19 protein-coding genes are annotated in these 21,621 nt (G+C 73.8%); 7 read left to right on the top strand and 12 right to left on the bottom strand.

Going from position 1 to position 21,621, the window contains the following annotated elements; all coding sequences use genetic code 11:
* The first annotated feature begins 2 nt into the window (after positions 1–2).
* Together O1G21_RS09380 and O1G21_RS09375 are read left to right on the top strand one after the other, a co-directional pair.
* Entirely contained in the window at positions 3–1,970 is a 1,968-nt protein-coding gene (locus tag O1G21_RS09380; RefSeq protein ID WP_270150880.1) for a hypothetical protein, read from the top strand.
* A gap of 101 nt (positions 1,971–2,071) precedes the next feature.
* Positions 2,072–2,524, top strand: coding sequence for a MarR family winged helix-turn-helix transcriptional regulator (locus tag O1G21_RS09375; protein WP_270142434.1), 453 nt, complete (start codon positions 2,072–2,074; stop codon positions 2,522–2,524).
* Positions 2,525–2,593: 69 nt separating this feature from the next.
* Here O1G21_RS09375 and O1G21_RS09370 read toward each other — a convergent pair whose 3' ends face one another.
* The 5 genes from O1G21_RS09370 to O1G21_RS09350 all read right to left on the bottom strand — a co-directional run bounded on the left by O1G21_RS09370 (position 2,594) and on the right by O1G21_RS09350 (position 7,960).
* Positions 2,594–3,169 carry a GTP-binding protein gene (locus O1G21_RS09370; RefSeq protein WP_270142432.1) on the bottom strand — a complete coding sequence of 192 codons (576 nt, stop codon included), beginning with the start codon at positions 3,167–3,169 and terminating at the stop codon, positions 2,594–2,596.
* Between the two features lie 76 nt (positions 3,170–3,245).
* On the bottom strand, positions 3,246–3,629 hold the full coding sequence (locus tag O1G21_RS09365) for a DUF742 domain-containing protein (protein ID WP_270142431.1): 384 nt from the start codon (positions 3,627–3,629) through the stop codon (positions 3,246–3,248).
* Positions 3,626–4,057, bottom strand: a complete 432-nt coding sequence (locus O1G21_RS09360; protein ID WP_270142429.1) for a roadblock/LC7 domain-containing protein — start codon at positions 4,055–4,057, stop codon at positions 3,626–3,628. Before O1G21_RS09360 ends, O1G21_RS09365 begins: the two co-directional genes overlap by 4 nt.
* Positions 4,057–6,195, bottom strand: a complete 2,139-nt coding sequence (locus O1G21_RS09355) for a sensor histidine kinase (RefSeq protein ID WP_270142427.1) — start codon at positions 6,193–6,195, stop codon at positions 4,057–4,059. Before O1G21_RS09355 ends, O1G21_RS09360 begins: the two co-directional genes overlap by 1 nt.
* Positions 6,196–6,640: 445 nt before the next feature.
* Entirely contained in the window at positions 6,641–7,960 is a 1,320-nt protein-coding gene (locus O1G21_RS09350) for an acyl-CoA dehydrogenase family protein (protein WP_405000614.1), read from the bottom strand.
* Between the two features lie 428 nt (positions 7,961–8,388).
* On the opposite strand from O1G21_RS09350, the gene O1G21_RS09345 reads away from it, so the two are divergent.
* The 3 genes from O1G21_RS09345 (at position 8,389) to O1G21_RS09335 (ending at position 13,991) form a co-directional block, all read left to right on the top strand.
* Positions 8,389–9,465, top strand: coding sequence for a GAF domain-containing protein (locus tag O1G21_RS09345; protein ID WP_270142425.1), 1,077 nt, complete (start codon positions 8,389–8,391; stop codon positions 9,463–9,465).
* A gap of 348 nt (positions 9,466–9,813) precedes the next feature.
* Positions 9,814–11,367: a lipase maturation factor family protein gene (locus tag O1G21_RS09340; protein ID WP_270150876.1), complete on the top strand. Its 1,554-nt coding sequence runs from the start codon at positions 9,814–9,816 to the stop codon at positions 11,365–11,367.
* Positions 11,368–11,663: 296 nt separating this feature from the next.
* Entirely contained in the window at positions 11,664–13,991 is a 2,328-nt protein-coding gene (locus O1G21_RS09335) for a hypothetical protein (protein ID WP_270142423.1), read from the top strand.
* 110 nt (positions 13,992–14,101) lie between these two features.
* On the opposite strand, the gene O1G21_RS09330 is transcribed toward O1G21_RS09335, so the two are convergent.
* The 5 genes from O1G21_RS09330 to O1G21_RS09305 form a co-directional block, all read right to left on the bottom strand.
* The gene (locus O1G21_RS09330; RefSeq protein WP_270142421.1) at positions 14,102–15,124 is read right to left on the bottom strand and encodes a transglycosylase SLT domain-containing protein; all 1,023 of its coding nucleotides are present in this window, start codon (positions 15,122–15,124) and stop codon (positions 14,102–14,104) included.
* Positions 15,125–15,182: 58 nt separating this feature from the next.
* Positions 15,183–16,070, bottom strand: a complete 888-nt coding sequence (locus O1G21_RS09325) for a helical backbone metal receptor (RefSeq protein ID WP_270142419.1) — start codon at positions 16,068–16,070, stop codon at positions 15,183–15,185.
* A gap of 152 nt (positions 16,071–16,222) precedes the next feature.
* Complete coding sequence (locus O1G21_RS41725) at positions 16,223–17,023, bottom strand: L-tyrosine/L-tryptophan isonitrile synthase family protein (protein WP_405000613.1); 801 nt, start codon at positions 17,021–17,023, stop codon at positions 16,223–16,225.
* 368 nt (positions 17,024–17,391) lie between these two features.
* The gene (locus O1G21_RS09310) at positions 17,392–17,706 is read right to left on the bottom strand and encodes an MFS transporter (RefSeq protein WP_270142417.1); all 315 of its coding nucleotides are present in this window, start codon (positions 17,704–17,706) and stop codon (positions 17,392–17,394) included.
* Positions 17,707–18,163: 457 nt separating this feature from the next.
* Positions 18,164–18,727, bottom strand: coding sequence for a sigma-70 family RNA polymerase sigma factor (locus tag O1G21_RS09305; RefSeq protein ID WP_270142416.1), 564 nt, complete (start codon positions 18,725–18,727; stop codon positions 18,164–18,166).
* 115 nt (positions 18,728–18,842) lie between these two features.
* Here O1G21_RS09305 and O1G21_RS09300 point away from each other — a divergent pair, with 115 nt between their 5' ends.
* A complete protein-coding gene (locus O1G21_RS09300) occupies positions 18,843–19,109 on the top strand; it encodes a zf-HC2 domain-containing protein (protein WP_270142414.1) in 267 nt (88 codons plus the stop codon).
* 317 nt (positions 19,110–19,426) lie between these two features.
* On the opposite strand, the gene O1G21_RS09295 is transcribed toward O1G21_RS09300, so the two are convergent.
* Positions 19,427–20,332, bottom strand: coding sequence for a hypothetical protein (locus tag O1G21_RS09295; protein ID WP_270142413.1), 906 nt, complete (start codon positions 20,330–20,332; stop codon positions 19,427–19,429).
* 200 nt (positions 20,333–20,532) lie between these two features.
* Between O1G21_RS09295 and O1G21_RS09290 the strand changes: the two genes are divergently transcribed.
* Positions 20,533–20,919: a hypothetical protein gene (locus O1G21_RS09290; RefSeq protein ID WP_270142412.1), complete on the top strand. Its 387-nt coding sequence runs from the start codon at positions 20,533–20,535 to the stop codon at positions 20,917–20,919.
* Here O1G21_RS09290 and O1G21_RS09285 read toward each other — a convergent pair.
* Positions 20,895–21,587 (bottom strand): N-acyl homoserine lactonase family protein, encoded by a 693-nt coding sequence (locus O1G21_RS09285; RefSeq protein WP_270142411.1) that lies wholly within the window; start codon positions 21,585–21,587, stop codon positions 20,895–20,897. The two genes, O1G21_RS09290 and O1G21_RS09285, sit on opposite strands and share 25 nt — an antisense overlap.
* Between the last annotated feature and the right edge of the window lie 34 nt (positions 21,588–21,621).

Genomic DNA, 21,621 nt, shown 5'->3' with positions numbered 1-21,621 from the left:
CGATGACGAACGCGATGACGCACGACAGCGAGTGGCCGGGCGTCCGGCCCGAGGTGGTCGCCGAGGTGGTGTCCGGGCTGAGCGCCCGCCTGCAGAAGCGGCTGGACGGCGCGGCGGCGAAGCTGGCGCAGCGGGCGATCAGCCGAGCGGGCGACGAGTGGCGGGTGCAGGTGGACGAGGAGGCCCTGCTCGTCCTGCACGCCCCGGGCGGGGTGATCGCCGACCCGGCCGACGTCCGGTGCGGCTGCCTGCTGGCCCCGGCCTGCGTCCACCGGGCGGCCGCCGTCACCCTGTGCCCGCTGGCCGAGCCGACCGATGTCGGCGAAATCCCGGAAACCCCCGAACCCGAGACGCCCGAGACGCCCGAGACGCCCGAGACGCCCGAGGCACCCGAGGTACCCGAGGTACCCGAGGCACCCGCCCCCACCGCCCTCACCCCGCCCGAACTGGCCGCCGCCCGTCACCTCCACCAGGCCTCCTGCGCCCTGCTGGCCGCCGGGGTGAGCGGAGCGGGCGCCGTCGCCCAGGCCGAACTGCTGCGCGCCGCCCACCGGGCGCGGGTGGCGGGGCTGTACCGTCCGGCCGCGGCGGCGGTCGCCGTGGTGACCAGGGTCCGGGCGGCGCGCTCCGGCGCGCCCGACCACCGGCTGGCGGACCTGGTGGCGGGCCTGCGTGAGCTGCTCGGCCTCACCGTGGCCCTGACCATGCCGGTCACCACCCCCGACCCGGCCCCGCTCGCCGCCCTGCGCGGCACCGCCCGCCAGTCCTACGCCGAGGAGGGCGGCCTGCGGCTGTACGGGCTGTTCGCCGAGCCGGTGCTGACCGCGACCCACGCGGGCGCGGTCAGCTGGGCGGTGGACGCCGGCGGCCGGCTCAGTACGGTCGCCGAGGTGACTCCGCACGGTGATGCCGCGACCGCCGCCCCGCTGGCGGTGGGGGCCGGCAACCGTACGGTCAGGCTGGGCGATGCCGCGCTCAGTCACCGCGAGTTCAGCCGCGCCGGGCTGGCGGTCCAGGGCGCGACGAGGTCGGCCGCCGGACGGCTGGGCGCCGGGGCCTCCGTCCGGGCGGTCCGCGCGGCCGGGGCGGACTGGACGGCGGAGCCGGTGGCCCGGCTTTGGTCCGAGCCGCCCGCCGCGCAGGTGGCGCGGGCCCTCGCGGCGCAGGAGCTGCCGTACGAGTGCCGCCCGGCCGGGAGCGACCTGCTGTTCCTGGACGTCACCCTGCTGGGTGCCGCCCCGACCGGCCCCGGCGGAGCACCCCAGCTGCTCGCCCGCGCCGCCGGGAGCGACCTGGTGATCGCGCTGCGCCCGGGGCACGAGCACCCCGACCTGGCCTTCCGGGTCAACCTCGCCCTGCTCGCCACCGCCCCCGGCCTGCGGCTGCGGCTGATCGGCCGACTGGAGCGCGCCGAGCGCCCGGAGCTGCGCCTGCTCGCGATCGGCACGCCCCCGGACACCGCAGACCGGCCCGGGCCCGACCGGCCCGGGCCCGACCAGCCCGGACCCGTGCGTCTCGCGCTCTCCGCAGACTGGGCGGGCCGGGCCAACCTCGGCCTGGAACGCCTCCAGACCGCCGACCTCCAGACCTCCCACCATCCGGCGGGCCCCACCACGGAGCTCCCCACCGCAGCCCCGGACGGCCCGCCGGTGCACGTGCTCGGCCGCCGGGTGGAGCAGACGGTGACCACCGGCCGGTCCGCCCTCGCCCCGGGCGCGACCACGGCGGCGGCCGACCGGAGCCTGCTGCGCGCCGCCGGGCTGGCCACCGCCGCCCAGCTGCTGGACGGTCTGCGGGCCGCCGCGGCGAACCAGCGGCGGGATGTCTTCGGTCGGATCGTCCCGGACGATCACGACGCCTTCGCCACCGCCTGGCTGGCCGCCGCCGACTACACCGAGGCGTTGGCCACCGCGCTCTGCTCCGCCGCCTGGGGAGCCGACGGACCGGACGAACCGACGCCAGGAGCCTGAATCGAAGTAATTGCAGAGACCGATAATGCGCGCAAACTGGCATACTTGCGGGAGAGCAGATAGCACAGAGCACACCGGCGAACGCGAAGGGAAGGCGAGCCATGTCCATCCGCGACGACGCGGCCGAGGTCCGGGCCAGTGGCTGGCGAACGCTCGCCGCACTGCACGGGCTGATCGACGCCGCGCTGGAGAAGGCGCTCCAGACGGAGCACAAGCTCTCGGTGGTCGAGTACACGGTGCTCGAGGCACTCTCCCGGCAGGACGGCTGGCACATGCGGATGCAGCAGTTGGCCCGCGCCGCCGCGCTGAGCAGCAGCGCCACCACCCGGCTGGTGAGCCGCCTGGAGGACCGCGGCCTGCTCGGCCGCTACCTCTGCGCGGACGACCGGCGCGGCATCTACACCGAGCTGACTCCGGAGGGCCGCGCCCTGCTGGAGGCCGCCCGCCCGGTGCACGACGCGACCCTGGAGGCGACCCTGGCGCAGGCCGCCGAACTCCCCGAGCTGGCCCCGCTGGTGGACGCGCTCGCCGAGCTCACCCCGGCGAAGGCGTAGCCCCCCGGCACCCGAACGCCGGCCCGTGAAGGGCCCGTACGCGGGAACCGGTACGCCGGGAGGTGGCCCTCACCGCCGTCCGGCGGCCAGTGCGTCCCGGTGCACCCGGTCGAGCAGGGCGAGCAGCAGTTCCTTGCTGGACGCCCGCTCCCGGACGTCGCACAGCACCACCGGCACCTCCGGCCCGAGGTCGAGGGCGCGGCGGACGTCCTCCGGGGTGGCCTCGCGGCGGCCGTGGAAGCAGTTGACCCCGATGGCGAACGGGATGCCGCGCTGCTCGAAGAAGTCCACGGCGGCGAAGCTGGATTCGAGCCGCCGGGTGTCCGCGAGGACGATCGCGCCGAGGGCGCCGAGTGCCAGGTCGTCCCACATGAACCAGAACCGGAACTGCCCCGGCGTGCCGAAGAGATAGAGCACCAGGTCCTCGCGGATGGTGATCCGCCCGAAGTCCATCGCCACCGTGGTGGTGGACTTGTCCTGGACGCCCTCGAGGCTGTCGACCCCGATGCTGGCGCGGGTCATCCGTTCCTCGGTCTGCAGCGGTTCGATCTCGCTGACCGAGCCGACCATGGTGGTCTTCCCGACGCCGAAGCCGCCGGCGACGAGGATCTTGACCGCGCCCGGCACCAGGCTCTTGGTCGTCAATTCGGGTCTCCTGGAAGGGAAAGGAAGTTTCGAGGAGGGGCGGGGGAGGGGGCGGGGACGTCCGTCCGGCCGTCCGTCAGAGCCGGCGGACACCCTCGATCACGGCCTGGATCAGCGAGACGTCCGGGGCCTCGGCGAGCTGGACCGGGGCCCGGGTGAGGATCAGCCGGGCCTCCGCCAGATCGTCCAGCAGCACCTTGACCACGCTCACCGGCAGGTCCATGGTGGCCGCGATCTCGGCCACGGCCAGCGGACGTTCGCGGCACAGGTCGAGGATCGCGGCCGGTTCGGGGGTCAACCGGCTGGTGTCGGTGCGCGGGTCGGCGGTGACCACCAGGGTGATCAGCGCGAAGCCGTCACGGACCGGGCCGGTGCGCCCGTTGGTGATCGCGTAGGGGCGGACCAGGTGGCCGGCGTCCTTGTCGTAGAACCAGCCCTCGTCGGCGTCGGCGGAGGTCACGCACCGCCACCCACGACGGCCTGGCCCGCGTCGCTGCGCGGCGCCGCGGTGAGGTACTGGCCGACCTGCTTGACCAGCATGTTGATCTCGTAGGCCATCAGTCCGGCGTCCACCTGCTCGCTGGTGAGCACGGCGAGCCGGGCGCCCTGTCCGGCGGTGGTGACGAACAGGAACAGCTGGTCCATCTCGATCACGGTCTGCCGGACCCGCCCGCCGTTGAAGCGGTGCCCGGCGCCGCGGGCCAGGCTCTGCAGGCCGGAGGCGACGGCGGACAGGTGCTCGGCGTCGGCCCGGTCCAGGCCCTGGGACATGCCGACCAGCAGGCCGTCCTCGGAGAGGACGATGGCGTGCCGGGTCTCGGGTACCCGCGCCACCAGCTGGTCCAGCAGCCAGTTGAGGTCGCGCTGGGTGTCGGTGTGCTGCGTCATCACTGCTGTTCCTTGGCTTCCTGAACGGCGGAGGCTTCCGCGGCCCCCTCGGGGGCGGAAGCTGCGGCCGGGTGGGGGGCGATGGCGGGCGCGTCCGGTTCGGAACCGGCCGCGCGGGCGCTCCGGGTACCGCGCTGGATGGCGGCCATGGTGGCGCGGGACCGCGCCGGCGAGGGGTCGTCGGCCTCGCCGAACCGCGGACCGGTCAACGCGCCGGGGACGGCGGGGACGGCCTGGGCCCCGTACGGCACCGCCGTGCCGGACGGCGGGGCGAGCGAGGACGGCGACGACGATGCGGGCGACGGCGGCATCATGCCGCCGGGCGCGTTGGCCTCGCGGAGCTGCTCGGCGAGGCTGGCGTTGCGGACCCGCTGCGGCAGGACCCGCGGGGTGCGCAGTTCGCCGTCCGGGCCGTGCTCCACGTGGTCCTCCTGCGGGCGTTCGTGGGTGGGCGTCGACCGGTCGGCCGGAACCCCGTCGAACGCTGCCGCCGACTCCGCGGGACGTCCGCCCGGGAGAGGCCCGTCCGCGAACTGCCCGTCCGCGTGCGGACCCTGGGCGCCGCCGACGCCGGCAGCTCCGGCGAGTCCCGCCAGGAGCTCCGCCGACGGACCGGACGGCAGGTCGTACGGACGCGGTAGCGCGGGCCGGGGCACCACCACGGCGCCGGGCAGCCCGGGGATCTCGGCGCCGACCGGGAGCCCGGCGTCGGGTACGGCCCCGCCGCCGTCACCCCCGACCCCATCAGCACCGATCACCTCACCGGGAGCCGCATCGCCGGAAGCCGCATCACCGCCGACCGCATCACCAGCAGCCGCAGCCCCGACCGCAGCGCCAGGATCCGGTGCCCCGGCCGCTCCGCCGCCGAGCAGTCCGCTGAGCACTCCCGCCAGCGCACCCGACAGCTCCTCGTCGACCCCGCCGAACTCCCCGTCCGACGGCTGCGGTTGCGGCACCGGGGTCCGGGTCACCCGCGCGCCGGACGGTAGCCCGGGCACCGCGGCCGGCTGCTCGGCCTGCTCCAGCAGCACCGACGGCACCAGCACCACGGCCCGGGTCCCGCCGTACGGCGAGGGCCGCAGGGTGACCTGGATGTCGTGCCGGGCGGCCAGCCGGGCGACCACGAACAGGCCGAGCCGCAGGTCGTCGCCGAGCGCGGAGACGTCCAGCTCCGGCGGGTTGGCGAGGTACTCGTTGAGCCGCTCGTACTCCTCCTCGGTCATGCCGAGGCCACGGTCCTCCACCTCGACGGCCAGGCCCTTGGGGACCTCCTGCGCGGAGACCTGCACCTGGGTGTACGGCGGGGAGAAGGTGGTGCCGTTCTCGATCAGCTCGGCGACCAGGTGGATCACGTCGGCGACGGCCTGCCCGCTGAGCGAGGTGCGCGGCACGCCCTGGACGACGACCCGGGCGTAGTTCTCGGTCTCGGAGACGGCGCTGCGCAGCACGTTGACCACGGGCACGGCGTTGCGCCAGCGTCGGGCGGGCAGCGCGCCGCCGAGGATGACCAGGTTCTCGGCGTTGCGCCGCATCCGGGTGGCCAGGTGGTCGACCGCGAACAGTTCGCGCAGCAGCTCGGGTTCCTCGTGTTCGCGCTCCAGCGCGTCGAGCATGCTGATCTGCCGGTGGATCAGGATCTGGGTGCGTCGGGCGATGTTGAGGAAGACCTTCTTCGTCCCCTCGCGGCCCTGGGCCTGGTGGACGATGGCGGCGACGGCGGCCTGCCGGACGGCGGCCAGTCCGTCGGAGGTCTGCTGGACCTCGTCGCCGATCCGCCGGGAGGGCGTCCAGGTGGGCGGGGTGGGCACCGGTTCCCCGGCGCGCAGCCGGTCGACGACCTCGGGGATCTCCTGCTGGGCGAGTGCGAGGGTGTCGGTGCGCAGTCCGGCCAGCCGGGCGGACAGCGTCCGGGCGGCCTGGACGCCGCGGATCAGGCTGACCAGCAGCACCAGGGCGACGACGGCGGTGCCGGCCACCAGCGCGGTGCGGTTCCCGGCGTCGCGCAGCAGGTAGGCGGCGTAGCCCCAGGCGGCGGCGAGGCCCAGGCTGGGGACCAGCACGAGGGCGAGGAGCGAGCTGCGGAGGGAGCCGGACCGGCCGGCGCGGTGGCCCGTGCGGGGGGCCGATATGCCTGGCATCTGATTCCTTGTTGCAGGGCCGAGTTGCAGGCCGGGTCTCGGGTCCGAACGGCGGGTCGGCCCGGGCGGCCCGGACCGGGCTTCAGGGCGCCGAGGCCGGTGTCGCCGGACCTGGTGACGTGGTGTCACCGTCCGGGCGGGGTGCAGCACGGCCGCCGACGGCAGGAAACCTATCAGTCCCAGGTGCCCTTATCGCAACATCAACTGACGACATCTGAACGGTTGATGGCCGTGCCGACCGGTTCCGGTCGGAGCGTTCGCCGACGGAACGCCGCAGCTCAGCACGGTCGTCGCGAAGCGGGAACGGCTCTCCGGGGGGCCTGGTGGAGCCTCCCGGAGAGCCGGTCAGGAACAGGTCAAACCGTTGTCATGCCGCGGCTCCGATGGGCGGGTCCGCCGGGCGGGTGCTTCGTCCGCCGGGGATCAGTCCGCCGCGCAGGCCGGGTCAGCTCGCCGCGGAGAACGGCACCACCCGCGCGCCCCGGACGCCCCGCCCGTACCGCCCGTGTCGTCCGAACCGCTCGTCCGCCTCGTTCACCGGGGCCCGGTCGTACTCCAGCGCGTTGAGCTCGGTCCACGCCCAGCTCGCCAGGTCGGACAGCTCGGCCGACCACTGCTTGCCGTACGTGCCCGCCGCCACCTGTCCGAGCCGCAGTTTCTGTACGTCCGAGGTACCGGCCGGGGCGTAGACGTGGGTGGCGTCCCGCAGGTAGCGCAGGACGTTGTGCTCCTCCTGGGTGCCTCGTGCGGCGAAGATCTCCATCGCCTGGCGCGCCGAGTCCATCGCGTACTCGGTGTTGATGAGCTTGGCGTTCATCAGCTCGGCGTCGCAGGCCTTGCCGCGGTCGAGCAGGTACGAGGCGTGGTAGGCGGCCAACTTGGCCGTCATCAGCCGGGACTGCATCTCGCCGAGCTTCAGCGCAATGCTGTTCAGCTGGCTGATCGGCTTGCCGTAGAGCACCCGCTCCTCGGCGTAGCGCACGGTGTCCTCCACCACGGCGACGTGGATGCCGAGCGCGACGGCGCCGAGGTTGAGCCGGCCGTACAGGGTGGAGGAGGAGTAGGCGACGTCGAGGCCCTGCCCCTCCACGCCGAGCCGGTTGCCGACCGGGATCCGGCAGTCCTCGAACACGAGCTCGCCGAAGCTGAAGCCGTGCAGGCCGCCCTGGGTGCCGGTCGCGCCGGCGCGGAAGCCGGGCCGGTCGCTCTCGACCAGGAAGGCGGACAGCCCCCTGCTGCCCTGACCGGTGCGGAGGACGACCCCGTGGACGTCGCCGATGTGCGAGTTGCCGACGAACACCTTGCGGCCGTTGAGCACGTACTCGTCGCCCTCGCGGCGGGCGGTGCCGGCCATGCCGAGCACGTGGCCGCCGGACTCCGGCTCGGTGACCGCGATCGTCGGGAGGGACTCACCGGACGCGAACTTCGGCAGCCAGGCGCGCCGTTGGGCGTCCGAGCCGAAGTGGAGGACCTTGGCGACGCCGAGCTGCGAGGCCTGGGCCATCGCGCCCATCGCGCCGCTGACCCGTGCCAGCTCCTCCACGATGACGGTCTTGGCGAGGTGGCCCAGCCCCAAGCCGCCGAACTCGCGCGGGATCGTGACGCCGATCCAGCCGCGGCGGGCGATCTCCCGCGAGAGCTCGAACTCGATCTCCCGGTCGGCCTCCATCCTGGCCACCTGAGGACGCACCTCCTTCTCCGCGAACTCACGGACTTCCGCGCGGAGGCTCTCGTGCCGCTCATCGGTGAAGTAGTCCATCGCCATGTTCGGTCCTCTCGTTCCTGTGAGTGGTCGTGCCTCCGTTCACGCCGTAGATGCCGCTCCGGCCGCTCCCCCGGCGAGATGAGGGTGGGGGTGTGGAGGTGTGGCGGCGCCGATCGCGTCGAAGCCATCGGTGCATGCGGACCTTGGATCGGGTCTCCCGTGGGGCGGGGAGACTACCGTCCGTGTCTTCGGCAGGGCTCATTGTCATATGTGCTTATGGGATCCACACATAGCCGATCTTGGAATGGCGAGATTCGGCCCGTCCTTTTGTCAACAGGTTTTGTCGCGGCGCTCGCTGGGGAGTGGGCTATCCCCGCTCCGCCGGCTCGCCGTGGGTCGCTCACGTGCTGCTTTGACTGCCAATCAGCAACGACGGCGATCGGTCCCGGTAGCACCGCGGCGCCCGGATGTCTGATTACATGTGCGCCATGACTGATGTGATGAGCACTCAAGGCCAGTTCCCGGGTGCTGCCGGGGAGTCCGAGCGGACCCGAAGGCTGCGCGGCCTGGGTCTCAACGAACCGTCCGCGGACGAGGCCTTCGACCGCTTCGCCCACCTGGCAGCCAGCATCACCCGCGCTCCCATCGCGATGGTCAACTTCATCAACGACGAGCGTCAGATGTTCCGGGGGCTCTACATTCCGCCAAACTCCGGCGATGCCGCAGCCGAAGAAGGCGCCTCCTGGGCGGATCGGGGCATCGCCTTCGACCTTCCCACCCGGCAGATGCCGCTGAGCCACGGCTTCTGCCCGCACGTCGTCGCCCAGCGCTCGCCCCTCGCGCTGGACGACATCCTCGCCTACCCCCGGTTCGCCGGGAACCCCGTCGTGGACGAACTGGGCGTCCGGGCCTACCTCGGCGCCCCGCTCGTCGACGACACCAACACCGTCATCGGCACCGTCTGCGTCCTCGACCGGGAACCCCGGCAGTGGGGGCGCGAGCGCCTGCGCGACATCCAGCACCTCGCCGAGGCGCTGCTCTCCGAGATCAGGCTGCGCGACAACCTGCTCGCCCAGCAGCAGGAGATGTTCGCGGCCTTCGACGGCTCCCCGTTCCCCATCATGCTGACCGACGGCCCCGGCCAGGAGATCCGCTACGCCAACGCCCAGCACGCCGACACCTTCGGTGCCCCGGTGGCGTACGGATCGATCGGCGCGGCCTACCCGCAGCTCGGCGCGGCCGGCCTCCAGCAGGCCGTCGCAGAGGCCCACCACACCGGGCGCGCCACCGTCCTCAACGACGTCCGGGTCCAGTCCGGCCGCCCCGAGGCGCAGCGCATGCAGCAGGTCTTCAGCTTCACCTGCACCCCGCTGCGGTCGGCACGCACCGGCCAGGTCAACGGCGTCCTCACCGTCGGCATGGACGTCACCGCCCAGTCCCGCACCGAGGAGGAACTCGGCACGCTGGCCGCGCTGCTGGTCGACCGGCTCCAGCAGAACGGCGCCGCGTCCACGACCGGTCGGCCGGGCATCGTCGGCGGGTCGGGACTCGTCCTGCCGAGCTGAGCGGCCGACCGTCGCCCCGTGCGCGGCAGCGCGGCCCGCGGCCGCACCCGCCGGCCGCACCATCAGTACCTTCCGAACCATCAGTACCGTCCGAACCGTCCACCCCCGTGGCGGGGCGCCTCTCACCCCCGAGGAGAGGCACCCCGCCGCGCTGCCGTCCGGGGCGACTCCCGGCCGGCAGCGCGGCCGGCCGGGAGTTCGCCCACGGCAGTTCGCCCACGGTCGTAGCTGCACCCGGTCGCCGACTCGCCCGCCGCCCCGGGCCGAGCGGGTGAACCGTGCGTCGCCCCTGCCCCGGCCGGGCCCGGCGGCGGCCCGCCGATGGTAGGCATGGGCCGCATGGACTGGATGGACTGGTTCGCCGCCCCCGACTACTGGCTGAGCCGACTGCTCGTCCAACGCCTGCTCGCCGGCCTCTACCTGATCGGATTCCTCGCCGCCGCCGCGCAGTTCCGCGCCCTCATCGGCACCGACGGAATGCTGCCGGTGCCCCGGTTCACCGCCCGTGTCCCGTTCCGCCAGGCACCCGGGATCTTCCACCTCCACTACAGCGACCGCTTCTTCGCCGCCGTCGCCTGGAGCGGAGCCGCGCTGGCCGCCGCCGTCGCCGCCGGGCTCGGCGACGCCGTCCCGCTCTGGGCGTCGATCCTGGCCTGGGCGGTGCTCTGGGTCCTCTACCTCTCCATCGTCAACGTCGGGCAGACCTGGTACTCCTTCGGCTGGGAGTCGCTGCTGCTCGAAGCGGGCTCGCTGGCCGTCTTCCTGGGCAACGCCTCCACCGCACCGCCCACACCAGTGCTCTGGCTGATGCGCTGGCTGGTCTTCCGGGTCGAGTTCGGCGCCGGGCTGATCAAACTGCGCGGCGACAGCTGCTGGCGCGACCTGACCTGCCTGCGCTACCACCACGAGACCCAGCCCATGCCCGGACCGCTCAGTTGGTTCTTCCACCACCTGCCCGACCCGCTGCACCGGGTCGAGGCGGCGGCCAACCACCTCGTCCAACTCGTCGTCCCGATCGGCCTGCTGCTCCCGCAACCGGTCGCCGGCTACGCGGCCTGCGCCGTGATCGCCACCCAGCTGTGGCTGATCGCCTCCGGCAACTTCGCCTGGCTCAACTGGCTGACCGTCGTCCTCGCCCTGGCCGCCGTCGAACCGACCCGCCTCGGACTGCCCGGTCACGCCCACGACTTCCCCGCCGCCCCCGTCTGGTACGAGGCACTGGTGAGCGCGGTGACCGCGGCCGTCCTGGTGCTCAGCTACTGGCCGGTGCGGAACATGCTCTCGCGCGGCCAGGTGATGAACCGCTCCTTCAACCGGCTGCACCTGGTCAACACCTACGGCGCCTTCGGCAGCGTCAACCGCCTCCGCCAGGAGGTCGTGATCGAGGGCACCGACGAAGCCGTCCTCACCCCGCACACCGTCTGGCGCGAGTACGGCTTCAAGGGCAAACCCGGCGACGTGCGCCGGCTCCCGCGCCAGTACGCCCCCTACCACCTGCGGCTGGACTGGCTGATGTGGTTCGCCGGCATCTCGCCCGCCTACGCCCGCCCCTGGTTCCTGCCCTTCGTGGCCCGTCTGCTGACCGGTGACCGGGCGACCCTGCGGCTGCTGCGCCACAACCCCTTCCCCGACGCCCCGCCGACCCACGTCCGGGCGACCCTCTACCTCTACCGGTTCACCGGATGGCGCGAACTACGGGAAACCGGCGCGTGGTGGCACCGCACCGCGTTCCACGAGTACCTCGCGCCGGTCGACCTGCCCACCCTCGGCCGGGCCGGCTTCCGTCCGCCGCTCGGCCGGCCGGCCGGCGGCACCCGCGAGGTCCGGCTCGACCGGCTGCGGCGCCCGCGCCCGCCCAGGGCCGACCGCCCGGGCCGGCCGCCCGGCGACCAGCCCCGGTGACCAGCCCGGTCGTCCGTCCGGGTACCCCGGCCACCCCTCCGGGCACCCGTACGGACCAGTGCCGTACCACCCGGGCGGGCCTCCCGGGTGGCGGCCAGGCGGGCGGTATGGCACACGACACCGGCCCGTCCGGCGGTGGGTGCGTGCAAGGCTCGAACGGGCACCCGTATTCTGGGCCTCCACAACCGACGGCCCGACCGCGCTGCCCCCGGCCCCGCTCCAGGGGCACCCCGCGCAACCGGTCCGTCGCCCCCTCGCCGCCAGCCCCGCCGTCGTCGCCCAGAACCGGACCTCACATGACAGTGCTTCACTCGCGCAACGCCGACGCAGCCGACCCGGCGGACGTCGCCGACGCCGCAGACGTCAAGGACCCCCAGGACGCCGCCGCGGAGCCCGACCTCCGCGAAGACCTCGGCCGCTACGCCGAACTCGGGGCCTTCACACTCAGCGCCGACACCCACGCCTGGTACGCGGCCGTCGACACCGTCGCCACCCCCGAGGACGCCCGCGCCGCCTCCACCGCCCTCGCCGAACTGCGCGGCCGCGATCTCCAGCAGACCTGGGAAGCCGTCACCGCCCTGGCCGCCGAGGTCAAGCTGGACGAACCCGACACCGTCGCCAAGACCGCGCTGCTGGTCGAGATGCTCCAGCGGGTGCACCGCACGTCCGCCATCCTCACCACCGCCGCGTACGACGCCGACCTCGTCGCCCTCGCCGCCGCCACCGCCGACAGCACCTGGCGCCGCGAGAACGGCGTCAAGCTCTCCTGGCTGCGCGGCCGCTCGCTGCGCAAGCAGGCCACCGCCCTCGCCCACGACCGCAAGGTCCGCCGGGAGGACCTGCACGAGGCGCTCACCTCCGCCGAGATCGAGCGCCGCGCCTGGGCCGCCCTCGCCCCCGCGGGCACCCTCCCGAGCGTGCCCGCCGACGGCGCCCTGGTCGAGCGCACCGCCCAGGCCTTCGAGCCGATCAACACCAGCCTGCGCGACCTCGCCCGCCTCCTGCCCGACCACGACCTGGACGGGCTCGCCTTCGCGGAACTCGTCGACCTGGTCGAGCGGCTCGCCGCCGACGAGGGCACCCTCTACCGCCTGCCCACCATCCGCGCCCTGCGCGCCACCCTCGAGGAGGCCGGCCTCGCCGACCTGCTCGCCGAACTCGCCGCCGCCAAGGCCGACCGCCGCGCCGCCGAGGCCGCGTACACGGCGCGCCAGGCGCTCGCGGGCGGGCAGCGGAACGGCCTCGCCGAGCCGGTCGCGGAGGAGGCGGACGCCGCGGCCGAGGTCGAGGCGTCCGACGTCGAGGCGTCCGACATCGAGCTGCCGGATGCCGAGCTCTCCGATGCTGATGCCGAGGCCGCCGCGCGTCAGGCGCTGGCCGGTGGGCAGCGCGACGGACTGGGTGAGTCGGTGGCCGAGGAACTGGTTACCGAGGAGGCCGACGTTGCAGCTGATGTCGAGGCGTCCGACGCTGAGCTGCCGGACGCCGAGCTCTCCGATGCCGAAGCCGATGCCGAGGCCGCCGCGCGTCAGGCGCTGGCGGGCGGGCAGCGGGACGGGCTGACGGAGGAGACGCCGGTTTCGGTGACGGCTCCGGTCGAGGAGGCCACTGAGGTTGAGGCTGTGGTCCCGGCTGATGTGGAGGCCGGGACCGAGGTTGTTGAGGTGGCATCGGGTTCGGACACCGAGTCCGCTGTGGTCGAGTCGGCTGCGGTCGAGTCCGCGGTGGTGGAGGACGTGACGGAGGAAGCCCCGGTCGCCGTGGTGTCCCTCCCGGCGCCCTCCCCGGCCGCCGACGACCTGGTGGCCGCCGCGACCGCCGCACTGGCCGAGGCCGCGGCGGTCGAGGCGGCGGTTGAGGCCGAAGCGGTCGAGGCCCAAGCGGTCGAGGCAGAGGAGCCCGCTGCTGAGGTCGTGGCCGAGGTTGAGGTCGAGGCCGAGCCGGAAGCCGTCGCGGTCCAGGCCGCTGTGGAGGCCACTGCCGTCGAGGTCGTGGAGCCGGTGACCGAGGCGGAGACCGTCGAGGAGGCTCCGGCCGTGGTGGCCGAGGAGTCCGAGGCCGTCGCCGAGGTGCCCGCCGTTGAGGTCGAGGAGCCGGTCGAAGCTGTGACTGCCGAGGAGTCCGAGGCCGTCGCCGAGGTGCCCGCCGTTGAGGTCGCCGTCGAGGCTGAGGAGCCCGCCGCAGAGGCTGAGGCCGTCGCGGAGGTGCCCGCCGTCGAGGCCGACGTTGAGGTCGCCGTCGAGGCTGAGGAGCCCGCCGCAGAGGCTGAGGCCGTCGCGGAGGTGCCCGCGGTCGAGGCTGAGGAGCCCGCCCCAGAGCCGGAGGCCGTTGCCGAGCCGGTCGCCGTCGAGGAGTCGGTCGTCGCTGAGGAGCCGGTCACCGAGCCTGTCGCCGTCGAGGAGCCCGTCGGCCGTCCCGCGAAGCCGGACTTCACCCCCGGTCGTCCCGTGACCGCCTACTCCGCCGACGAACTGCTCGCCGTCGTCCGCTGGATCGACGCCGACGGCACCGGGCGGACCGACGAGGAACTGCTCCGCGCGGCCATGAAGGAGCTGGGCTTCGCCCGCCTCGGCCCCCGGATCAAGGAGGCGCTGGGCGCCGCCGTCACCGCCGCCCGCGGCTGACGCCCGGTCGGCAGCCGTAACGGCACGGGGCCCGGGACGCGATCGCGGCCCGGGCCCCGTGCCGTTACGGGCGTGGTAGCGGCCGTAGTAGGGGAGGAGGAGGGGCCCGGTCAGCCCGCCTTGTTCCACGGCTGGCTGGCCATCAGCGCCTTCACGTTGGAGACGTACTTCGGGTTGGGGATGTCCAGGCTGCCGACGATCTCGCCCGTGGTCGGATCGGTGACGGTGGTGTAGTGCACGTTGCCGGCGCCCGCGTTGTACGCCGAGATGACCAGGTCGAGCAGCGGCGTCTTGCCGGTGGCCGGGTCGGGGGAGAGGTCGTACTTGCCGCCGAAGGAGGAGTCGCCGTAGTAGGCGACCAGCCAGTCGAGCAGCTGGGTGCCGAGCTGGACGTTCCCGTTGAGCGTCTTGGGGTCGGAGCTGGTGCCGTACTTGCCGTTCATCCAGCCGACGGTGTTCTGCATGATCTGCATGGTGCCGATCCCGCCGTCGCAGGCGAGGATGCCGGACTGCCAGCCGCTCTCCTGCCAGGCGATCGCCTTGACCAGGTTGGCCGGCAGCGGCGGGAGCTTGTCGGTGCCGCCCGAGCTGAGGGTGAGCACCCGGGACTGGCCGGCCGCCGTGGTGAGGGCCGCGCCGACGGTCGCCTTGGGCTCGTCGGGCTGCGGCTTGCTGGGCTGGCAGCCGCTCTGCAGCGGGGGCACGTGCGGGACGGGCGGCGCGGGCGGCGGCGGGAGGGCGACGGCGCCGGGCTTGGCGCTGGGTACCGGCGCGGGGATGGCGGGCTTCTCGACCGGCGGCTGGGGGGCGGGTGCGCCGGCCGCGTTGCCGCCGCCGTTCTTGGTGTTGCCGGCCTGGGCGCCGGGCGTGGCCTTCGCCGACTTGCTCGGGCCGGCGCTCGGGCTGTGCGAGGCACCGGCGGACGCCGAGTCGGTGGGCGTCGGGGCGGCGCTCGCGGACGGGCTGGCGCTGGGCGTGTCGCCGGCCGTGGCGGTGGCCGCCGTGAGCGTGGTGCTCGACGCCGCGTTCGGGTGCTTGTCGCTGCTCTCGGTGCCGCAGCCCGCCAGGACGGCGGTCGAGACGGCGACGGCGGACACCAGTACGGTCGTCCGCCGGGTGGTGCTCAACTTCATCGGTGGTTCCCCCCACTTGTCGCCGGTGAACCGGTGATCCCGGCGAGTGGCGGTCATCCTACGATGTGGTCCTCGCGCCTTGTACGAACGGGTGGTCGATCGCTCGCCGGAGGACGGCCGGCGCGGTCACCAGGGAGGGGCCGTACCAGGTCAGGTGCCGTCCGCTGACCAGCGCGACCGGGATGCCGGGGAACGCCTCCGGCCCGTCCTCGGCGGTGAAGCGGTACGGCTCGTCCGGCAGCACCACCAATTCCGGCCGGCTCGCCAGCAGTTCGGGCAGCGGCACGGCCGGGTAGCGCTCGGGGTGTTCGGCGTGGACGAGCCGCAGGCCGAGACGATGCAGCAGGTCCCCGGCGAAGGTGTCGCGGCCGAGCACCATCCACGGGCGACGCCAGATCGGCACGATCGCCCGCGGGCCGTCGGCCGCCGGCCGGACGTCCTGCCGGGCCGCGGTCGGTGGGGCGTCCTGTCGGGCCGACGTCGGTGGGACGTCTGGTCGGGCACCCGCCGGTCGGACGTCGCGCCAGGCGGCTTCCGCCTGGTCCAGCCAGTAGGGGCGCGGCAGCCGGCAGGCGACGGTGAGCAGCCGCTCCAGCGATCGGAAGGCGTCGTCCAGGGTGCGGATGTCGGTGGCCCAGACCGGCACCCCGGCCGCCCGCAGCGCGTCCAGGTCGGGGCGGCGGTTCTCCTCGTCGTTGGCGATCACCAGGTCGGGGGCGAGGGCGAGGACGCCCGGCAGGTCCGGGTTCTTGGTGCCGCCGATCCGGGTCACGGCCAGGTCGGCGGGGTGGCTGCACCAGTTGGTGGCGCCGACCAGCAGGCCGGGCGCGGTGGCGGCGACGGCCTCGGTCAGCGAGGGCACCAGCGAGACCACCCGGCGCGGCGGGTGCGGACCGAGCGGTACGGGCAGGTCGAGGTCGTCGCGCGCTTCGGTGGGGTCGGCCATCCGGCCACCCTACGTGCGCTGCGCCGCGCGCGGGTGCGTGTGGGCGCTCGAGAAGGAGCCGAAGTCGCCGGGATTTTCCGGGAATTCCCGGGAACCCGCCGGGGCCCGGTCCGACTACCTGGTCCGGGTCCGCAGCGCGGGCCCCAGCACGATCACCGACCAGGAGAGTTCTCATGCGCCCTCGCGTCGTCTGCGGCATCGCGGCCGCCGTCGCTCTGCTCGCCACGGCCTGCGGAAGCGGTAGCGGGGGCAGTGTCTCCGTCACCGCCCAGGCCGCTCCGGCCGGGGGCTACCCCGTGACGGTCGCCGACTGCGTGGGCAAGGAGACGACCATCGCCAAGGCCCCGACCAGGATCGTCACCAGCAACGCGGTGAGCCTGGAGATGCTGCTCCAACTCGGCGCGGGCGACCGGGTGATCGGCACGGGCTTCCCGCCCGGCAAGGGCACCCTGCCGGCGGCACTGGCCGAACAGGGCGCCAAGGTGCCGGTGCTCGGTGACAAGACCGTCCCCAAGGAGAAGCTGCTCGGCTCCGGCGCCGACCTCTACGTCGACACGCAACTCCTCGGCGCTGGGCGCGTACCGCTCGTGCACCCGGGCGCGCTTGTCGTCGTACGGCAGGTCACCGAGCACCGCCCGCAGGTCGAAGGTGTCGAGGTGATGCAGCCCCTCGCGCTCGATCATCGCGGTCAACTCGTCGGAGTACTCGTCGATGTGGTCGTCGGGGACGTTGATCAGGTCGCCGAAGATGTGACCGTTCGAGCAGATCAGGATCCGTGCCCCGGGCGGGTGGATCCGGCCTATCCGGACGCACAGCTCGTCGAGGAAGGTCAGGGACAGCCGCTCGCCCTCGTCGGGCAGGTGGCCGAGTACCTTCGCCGGGTTCGGTGACTTGCACGGGAAGCCCGGCAGGGTGAAGACGATCGGCTCGCCGGCGTCGATGAAGTCCGCCAACTGTGCGAGCTGGTACGGGAAGTGCTCCGGGCGGGCGTCGAACTCCGCTGGCGGTGAGTGCGAGCACCGAGGCGTTCACCCCGGCAGTCCCGGCGGCCCGCAGCACCATGGCGACCGGCCGACCGCCCCGGGCGGCGCAGCCACAGCAGCACCAGCGGCGTGGCGGGCAGTGCGAGCAGCAGCCACTGCGGGGCCTTCGGCGCCAGGGTGAGCCCGAGCGGGAGGGCGGCCACCGCGGCGCCGATCAGGGCGCCGTCGCCGAGCGAACCCCGGTCGGGCAGGCGCAACGCGCCGCGCCGTGGGGCGTGGCGGCGCACGATCAGGACGGCGGCCAGGCAGACCGGCAGTTTGACCAGGAAGATCGCCCGTCAGCCGAGATGGTCCAGCAGCAGGCCGCCGACCACCGGACCGGTGACGGCCCCGAGCGGCCCCAGCGTCGCGGGCACGCTCATCGCCCGCCCGCGCAGCTCGGGCCGGACGGAGGTCGCGGCCAGCACCGGCATCAGGACGAACAGCACGGCCCCGAAGGAGCCTTGCAGCAGACGGGACGCGATCAGCCAACTCGCCCACGGGGCGAGGGCGGCCAGCACGCTGCAGGTCGCGAAGCAGCTCACCGCGAGCAGCAGCGCGGACCGGGTGCCGACGTGGTCGAGCCACCGCCCGGCGGGCAACAGTAGGGCCACCGGCGGGAGTTGGTAGCGGAGAACGGCCCACTGCGCGGCTTCGGCGGAAACGTGCAGCCCGGAGGTATGTCGGTGAGCGCCAGGTTGACCACGTTCATGTCGAGCATCGCGACGAACGAGAGCAGCCCGGCGGCCATGACCAGCCGCCACGGGTCGACGAGTTGTTTCTGATTATCCGTCAGATTAGTGGTAATGATCGCGTGTTGCGCTCGCATGAAGGTCCTCCGTTGCCCCGTTGCTGTGCCGGACGCCGCCTCGGCGGCGGTGTCCGGCACAGCAGTCGGGGGGCACGGGGGCTCTGGTTCCGAACAGGTGGGGGAATTTTTCCGGCGAACAACTTTCAGCGAACGGATGACAGATGACAGATGACAGATTTCGAAATCTGTTATCCGTTCGCTGTCATCTGTCATCTGTCCGTCGTTCGTCCGCTCCCGGGTCGCCCGTCCGGGGCCGCCGCTCAGCAGGCCGCCGCGAGCTCCCCGGCCTCGGCCGCCCGCAGTCGCGCTATCAGCTCCTCGCGCGCGCGGGCGACCCGGGAGCGGACGGTGCCGACCGGGCATCCGGCGACCGCGGCCGCCTCGGCATAACTCAGGCCGACCACCTGGGTCAGTACGAAGGCCTCCCGCCGCTGCGCGGGCACCCGTTCGAGCAGGTCCCCGAGGGCGATCCCGTCCTCGAATCCGGTCGCCGGGGTGCCGCCCTGCCGTTCCGCCGCCTCCTGCCAGTCCGGCAGCGCCGCGCAGCGCGGCCGGGCGGCGGCCATTCGGTAGCGGTCGATCACCGTACGTCGGGCGATCGACAGCAGCCAGGTCCGGGCCGAGGAGCGTCCGGCGAAGGCGGGGAGGCCGCGCAGCGCCCGTAGGAAGGTCTCCTGGGCGAGGTCGTCGGCGGACTGCACATCGGTCAGGTGGGCGACGAAGCGCCAGACGTCCCGCTGGGTCGCCCGGATGAAGGCCTCGACGTCGGCGGCCCGGCCCGAGCGGGCGCTCAGCGCGAGCGCGGTGAGCTGGTCGTCATCCACGGCGGCCTCCGATCCCCCCGGCCGCGACCATGCTGGCCGCGACTGCGCCGGCCGCGACCGGATCGACCGCGACCCGTCCGGTCCCGGCCTGGTGGCCGTGCGGGACGATGGTCTTATGAGATGCGCGCAGTTTCGTACCGCTCTGTCCGCCCGGCTCGACGGCGAACCGAGCGGCCTGACCGGCACCCGGCTGGACAAGCACCTGGCACGCTGCACCGGCTGCCGGGACTGGCTGGAGCGGGCCGAGCGACTGCGCACCCAGGTGTCGGCAGCCGCCGCCGACGGACCGTCGGCGGAGTGGTCGGCCGGGCTGTCGGCCCGGCTGGCCCTGGGTGGTCCGGTCAGTCGCGCGCCGGAGGGGCCGCAGGCCGCGGAACGGTAGGACGGTGACGTCGGTGCGAACCGGTGTGCCGTCGAAGTGAGACATGGGAAGGTCCCGAGGGGAAGGCTGGGGGCGGCGCCGCGCACGGCGGCACCGCAGGCGTCCATGGGCCGGCCGCGCGCCACACCGCACCTCCCGCAGGGGGTGGCGGCGGACGCGGACGCGGGGCCCGAGCCCTGACGGCACGGCGGCGCACGCTGCGACGGCACTGGACGTGGCGGCGCAGGGCGCGGCGGCGCGGCAGGGCGACCTGCCCGACGCGGAGGTCCCGGTGGCGGCCGGGGTTCGGCCGGAGGGGGAGGAGCGCGGCGGGCGCGTCAGCAGGCGAGGGCGAAGGCCGGCGGCCCGCGTCGGACGACGGCATGGGTGAGCAGCACCGCCCCGGCCAGCCGGGCCGGTCGGTCGGCGGGCCGGGGCGCGGCCGGCTGCCGGTACCCGAGGGGGCGCGCGAACAGCGTCAGCAGCGGGAGCAGCAGCACTCCCGCGACCACCGACCCGAGCGCGGTGAGCAGCTCGAACACCCGGACCAGCGCGGCGTCACCGCGCCAGAGCAGCAGCGCACAGGCGAGCGCCGCCAGGACGTGGGCGAGCGCCATTCCCGGCGACATGCCGTGCGACATTCCACCGGACATCCCACCGGACATCTGACCGGACATTCCGGCGGACATCTGGTGCGTCATCCCCGAGGACGTGCCCGGCATCCCGGGCATCCCCGGCATCGCCTTCGCCCCCGGCAGTCCCATGTCCAGGGCGGCCCCGTTGACCGACCCCGCCGCCCCGTGGTGCATCCCCGCCATCGGCCGCAGGCTGCCGACGGCTGGCGGGACGTCCGGGTCGATGCCCGCCATCCGTGCCAGCTCGGCGGGTGAGAGCCCGCTGCCGGCCCGGTGCGGGTTGCAGAGCAGCAGGGAGGTCCAGTCCGTGGTGGCGAGCCGGCCGAGACCGGCGCCTCCACGGCCGACCGTGCCGGCTTGTTCGAACAGCAGGTGCAGCGCGCTCTGCGCCGCGACCATCCAGACACTGATCACGCCGAGTCCGCGCCGCTTCCCGGCCAGCAGCCAGGTCAGTCCGAGGACCGCCCCGAAGGCGCCGAGCAGTACCGGAGGCGAGACCCCGGCCCCGGCCATGGCGACGTGCGCCGTGGCGGCCATCGCCACGCATAGCGCGGCGAAGACCGCGGCGCGCAGCAGGCGGATCCGGTCGGTCATCACGATGGCACTCATCGTCGCACCAGTCGTGCCGCGGCCGTACCGCACCCTCCGGTCATGGCCGGTTCCGGCTCGTGAGAACATGCCCCGGCCCGTCGGATCGACCGATCAAGGCTTGGCACCCGCTCCTTTCGCTCACTGAATGTGCATCTCCTGCCATGGAACGTAGGTGCTGGGCGAACCCGCTCAGAAGCTCGGAAGCAGGAGGCGTGGCCATGGACGCCCCGGCGGAGACCTCTGCCCCCGGCGACGGCATCCCGGACCTCACCGAACCCGCGGTTCTGGCACCCGCCCCCGCCCGCGCCGCCGCCTTCGCCGAGCTGCGCCGCCACCCCGCCCCGGTCCACTTCGGCGACCGCGCCATCGGCCACGGTTTGCGCCCCCAGATGACGCTGTTCCGCGAGCTGTTCACCCGGCTGCCCGAGGCGCGGTCGGCCGGCGAGCCGGTGCTCGTCCCGTCCAGCTTCGACCCACCGGGTCCACTCCTCGCGGCGTTTCAACTTCTGAATTCTCAGAATATTGTGAATCTTCTACTTCGCGCCCTGGGCGAGGACCCGCAACGGTCCCGGGGGATCGATCAGGCGGGTTCCCAGACCGCGTGATCGTGCGCGAAGAGCACCCGGCGCGGCGCGAACTCCGCGGCCCGGTCCAACCAGGCCCGGTAGCTGGGCAGCGGCTCGGCCACCCCCTCGCGCGCGGCCTGCCGGGCGAGCACCGCCTGCCCGTACTCGGTGGCGAAGTCGTACGCCTGCCCGGCCAGCAGCACGGTGCAGTCGCCCAGCCGTTCGACCAGCAGGGACTGGTGGCCCTCGGTGTGTCCGGGGGTGGGCAGCACCCGGACGCCGGGCCAGATCTCGGTCTCGCCGTCGAGCTCGCGGTGGACGGCGCCGGGGAAGTCGACCAGCCAGTCGATGGTGTAGTCGCCGCGCCGGGCGGTGGCCAGCTCACCGGACTGGACGAGGACCGGCGTCCCGGCGAACAGGGGATTGCCGCCGCAGTGGTCGAAGTGCAGGTGGCAGTTGACCACCAGGTCGATGTCGGAGACCGAGACGCCCGCCGCGGCGAGCGCCCCCGGCAGCGGGCGGCGGACCGGGCGGTAGTGCGCCTCGGTCTCCGGCGAGCCCGCGCCGATCCCGGTGTCGAACAGCAGCAACCCCTCCGGTCCCCGGACCAGGTACGCGAATACCGGTTCCACCCGCGGCTCGGGCCCGCCCACCTCGGAGGCCGGCCGGACGATGTAGCCCAGGTCGAGACGGCGGATCGTTGGCATGCGTCCCCCTTGTCACTCAGCCCCCGTGCGCCGG

This window comes from Kitasatospora cathayae (assembly GCF_027627435.1).
Lineage (GTDB): Bacteria > Actinomycetota > Actinomycetes > Streptomycetales > Streptomycetaceae > Kitasatospora > Kitasatospora cathayae.
Note: the sequence above shows the minus strand (reverse complement) of the source record. Positions and strands in the feature narration are given on the sequence as shown.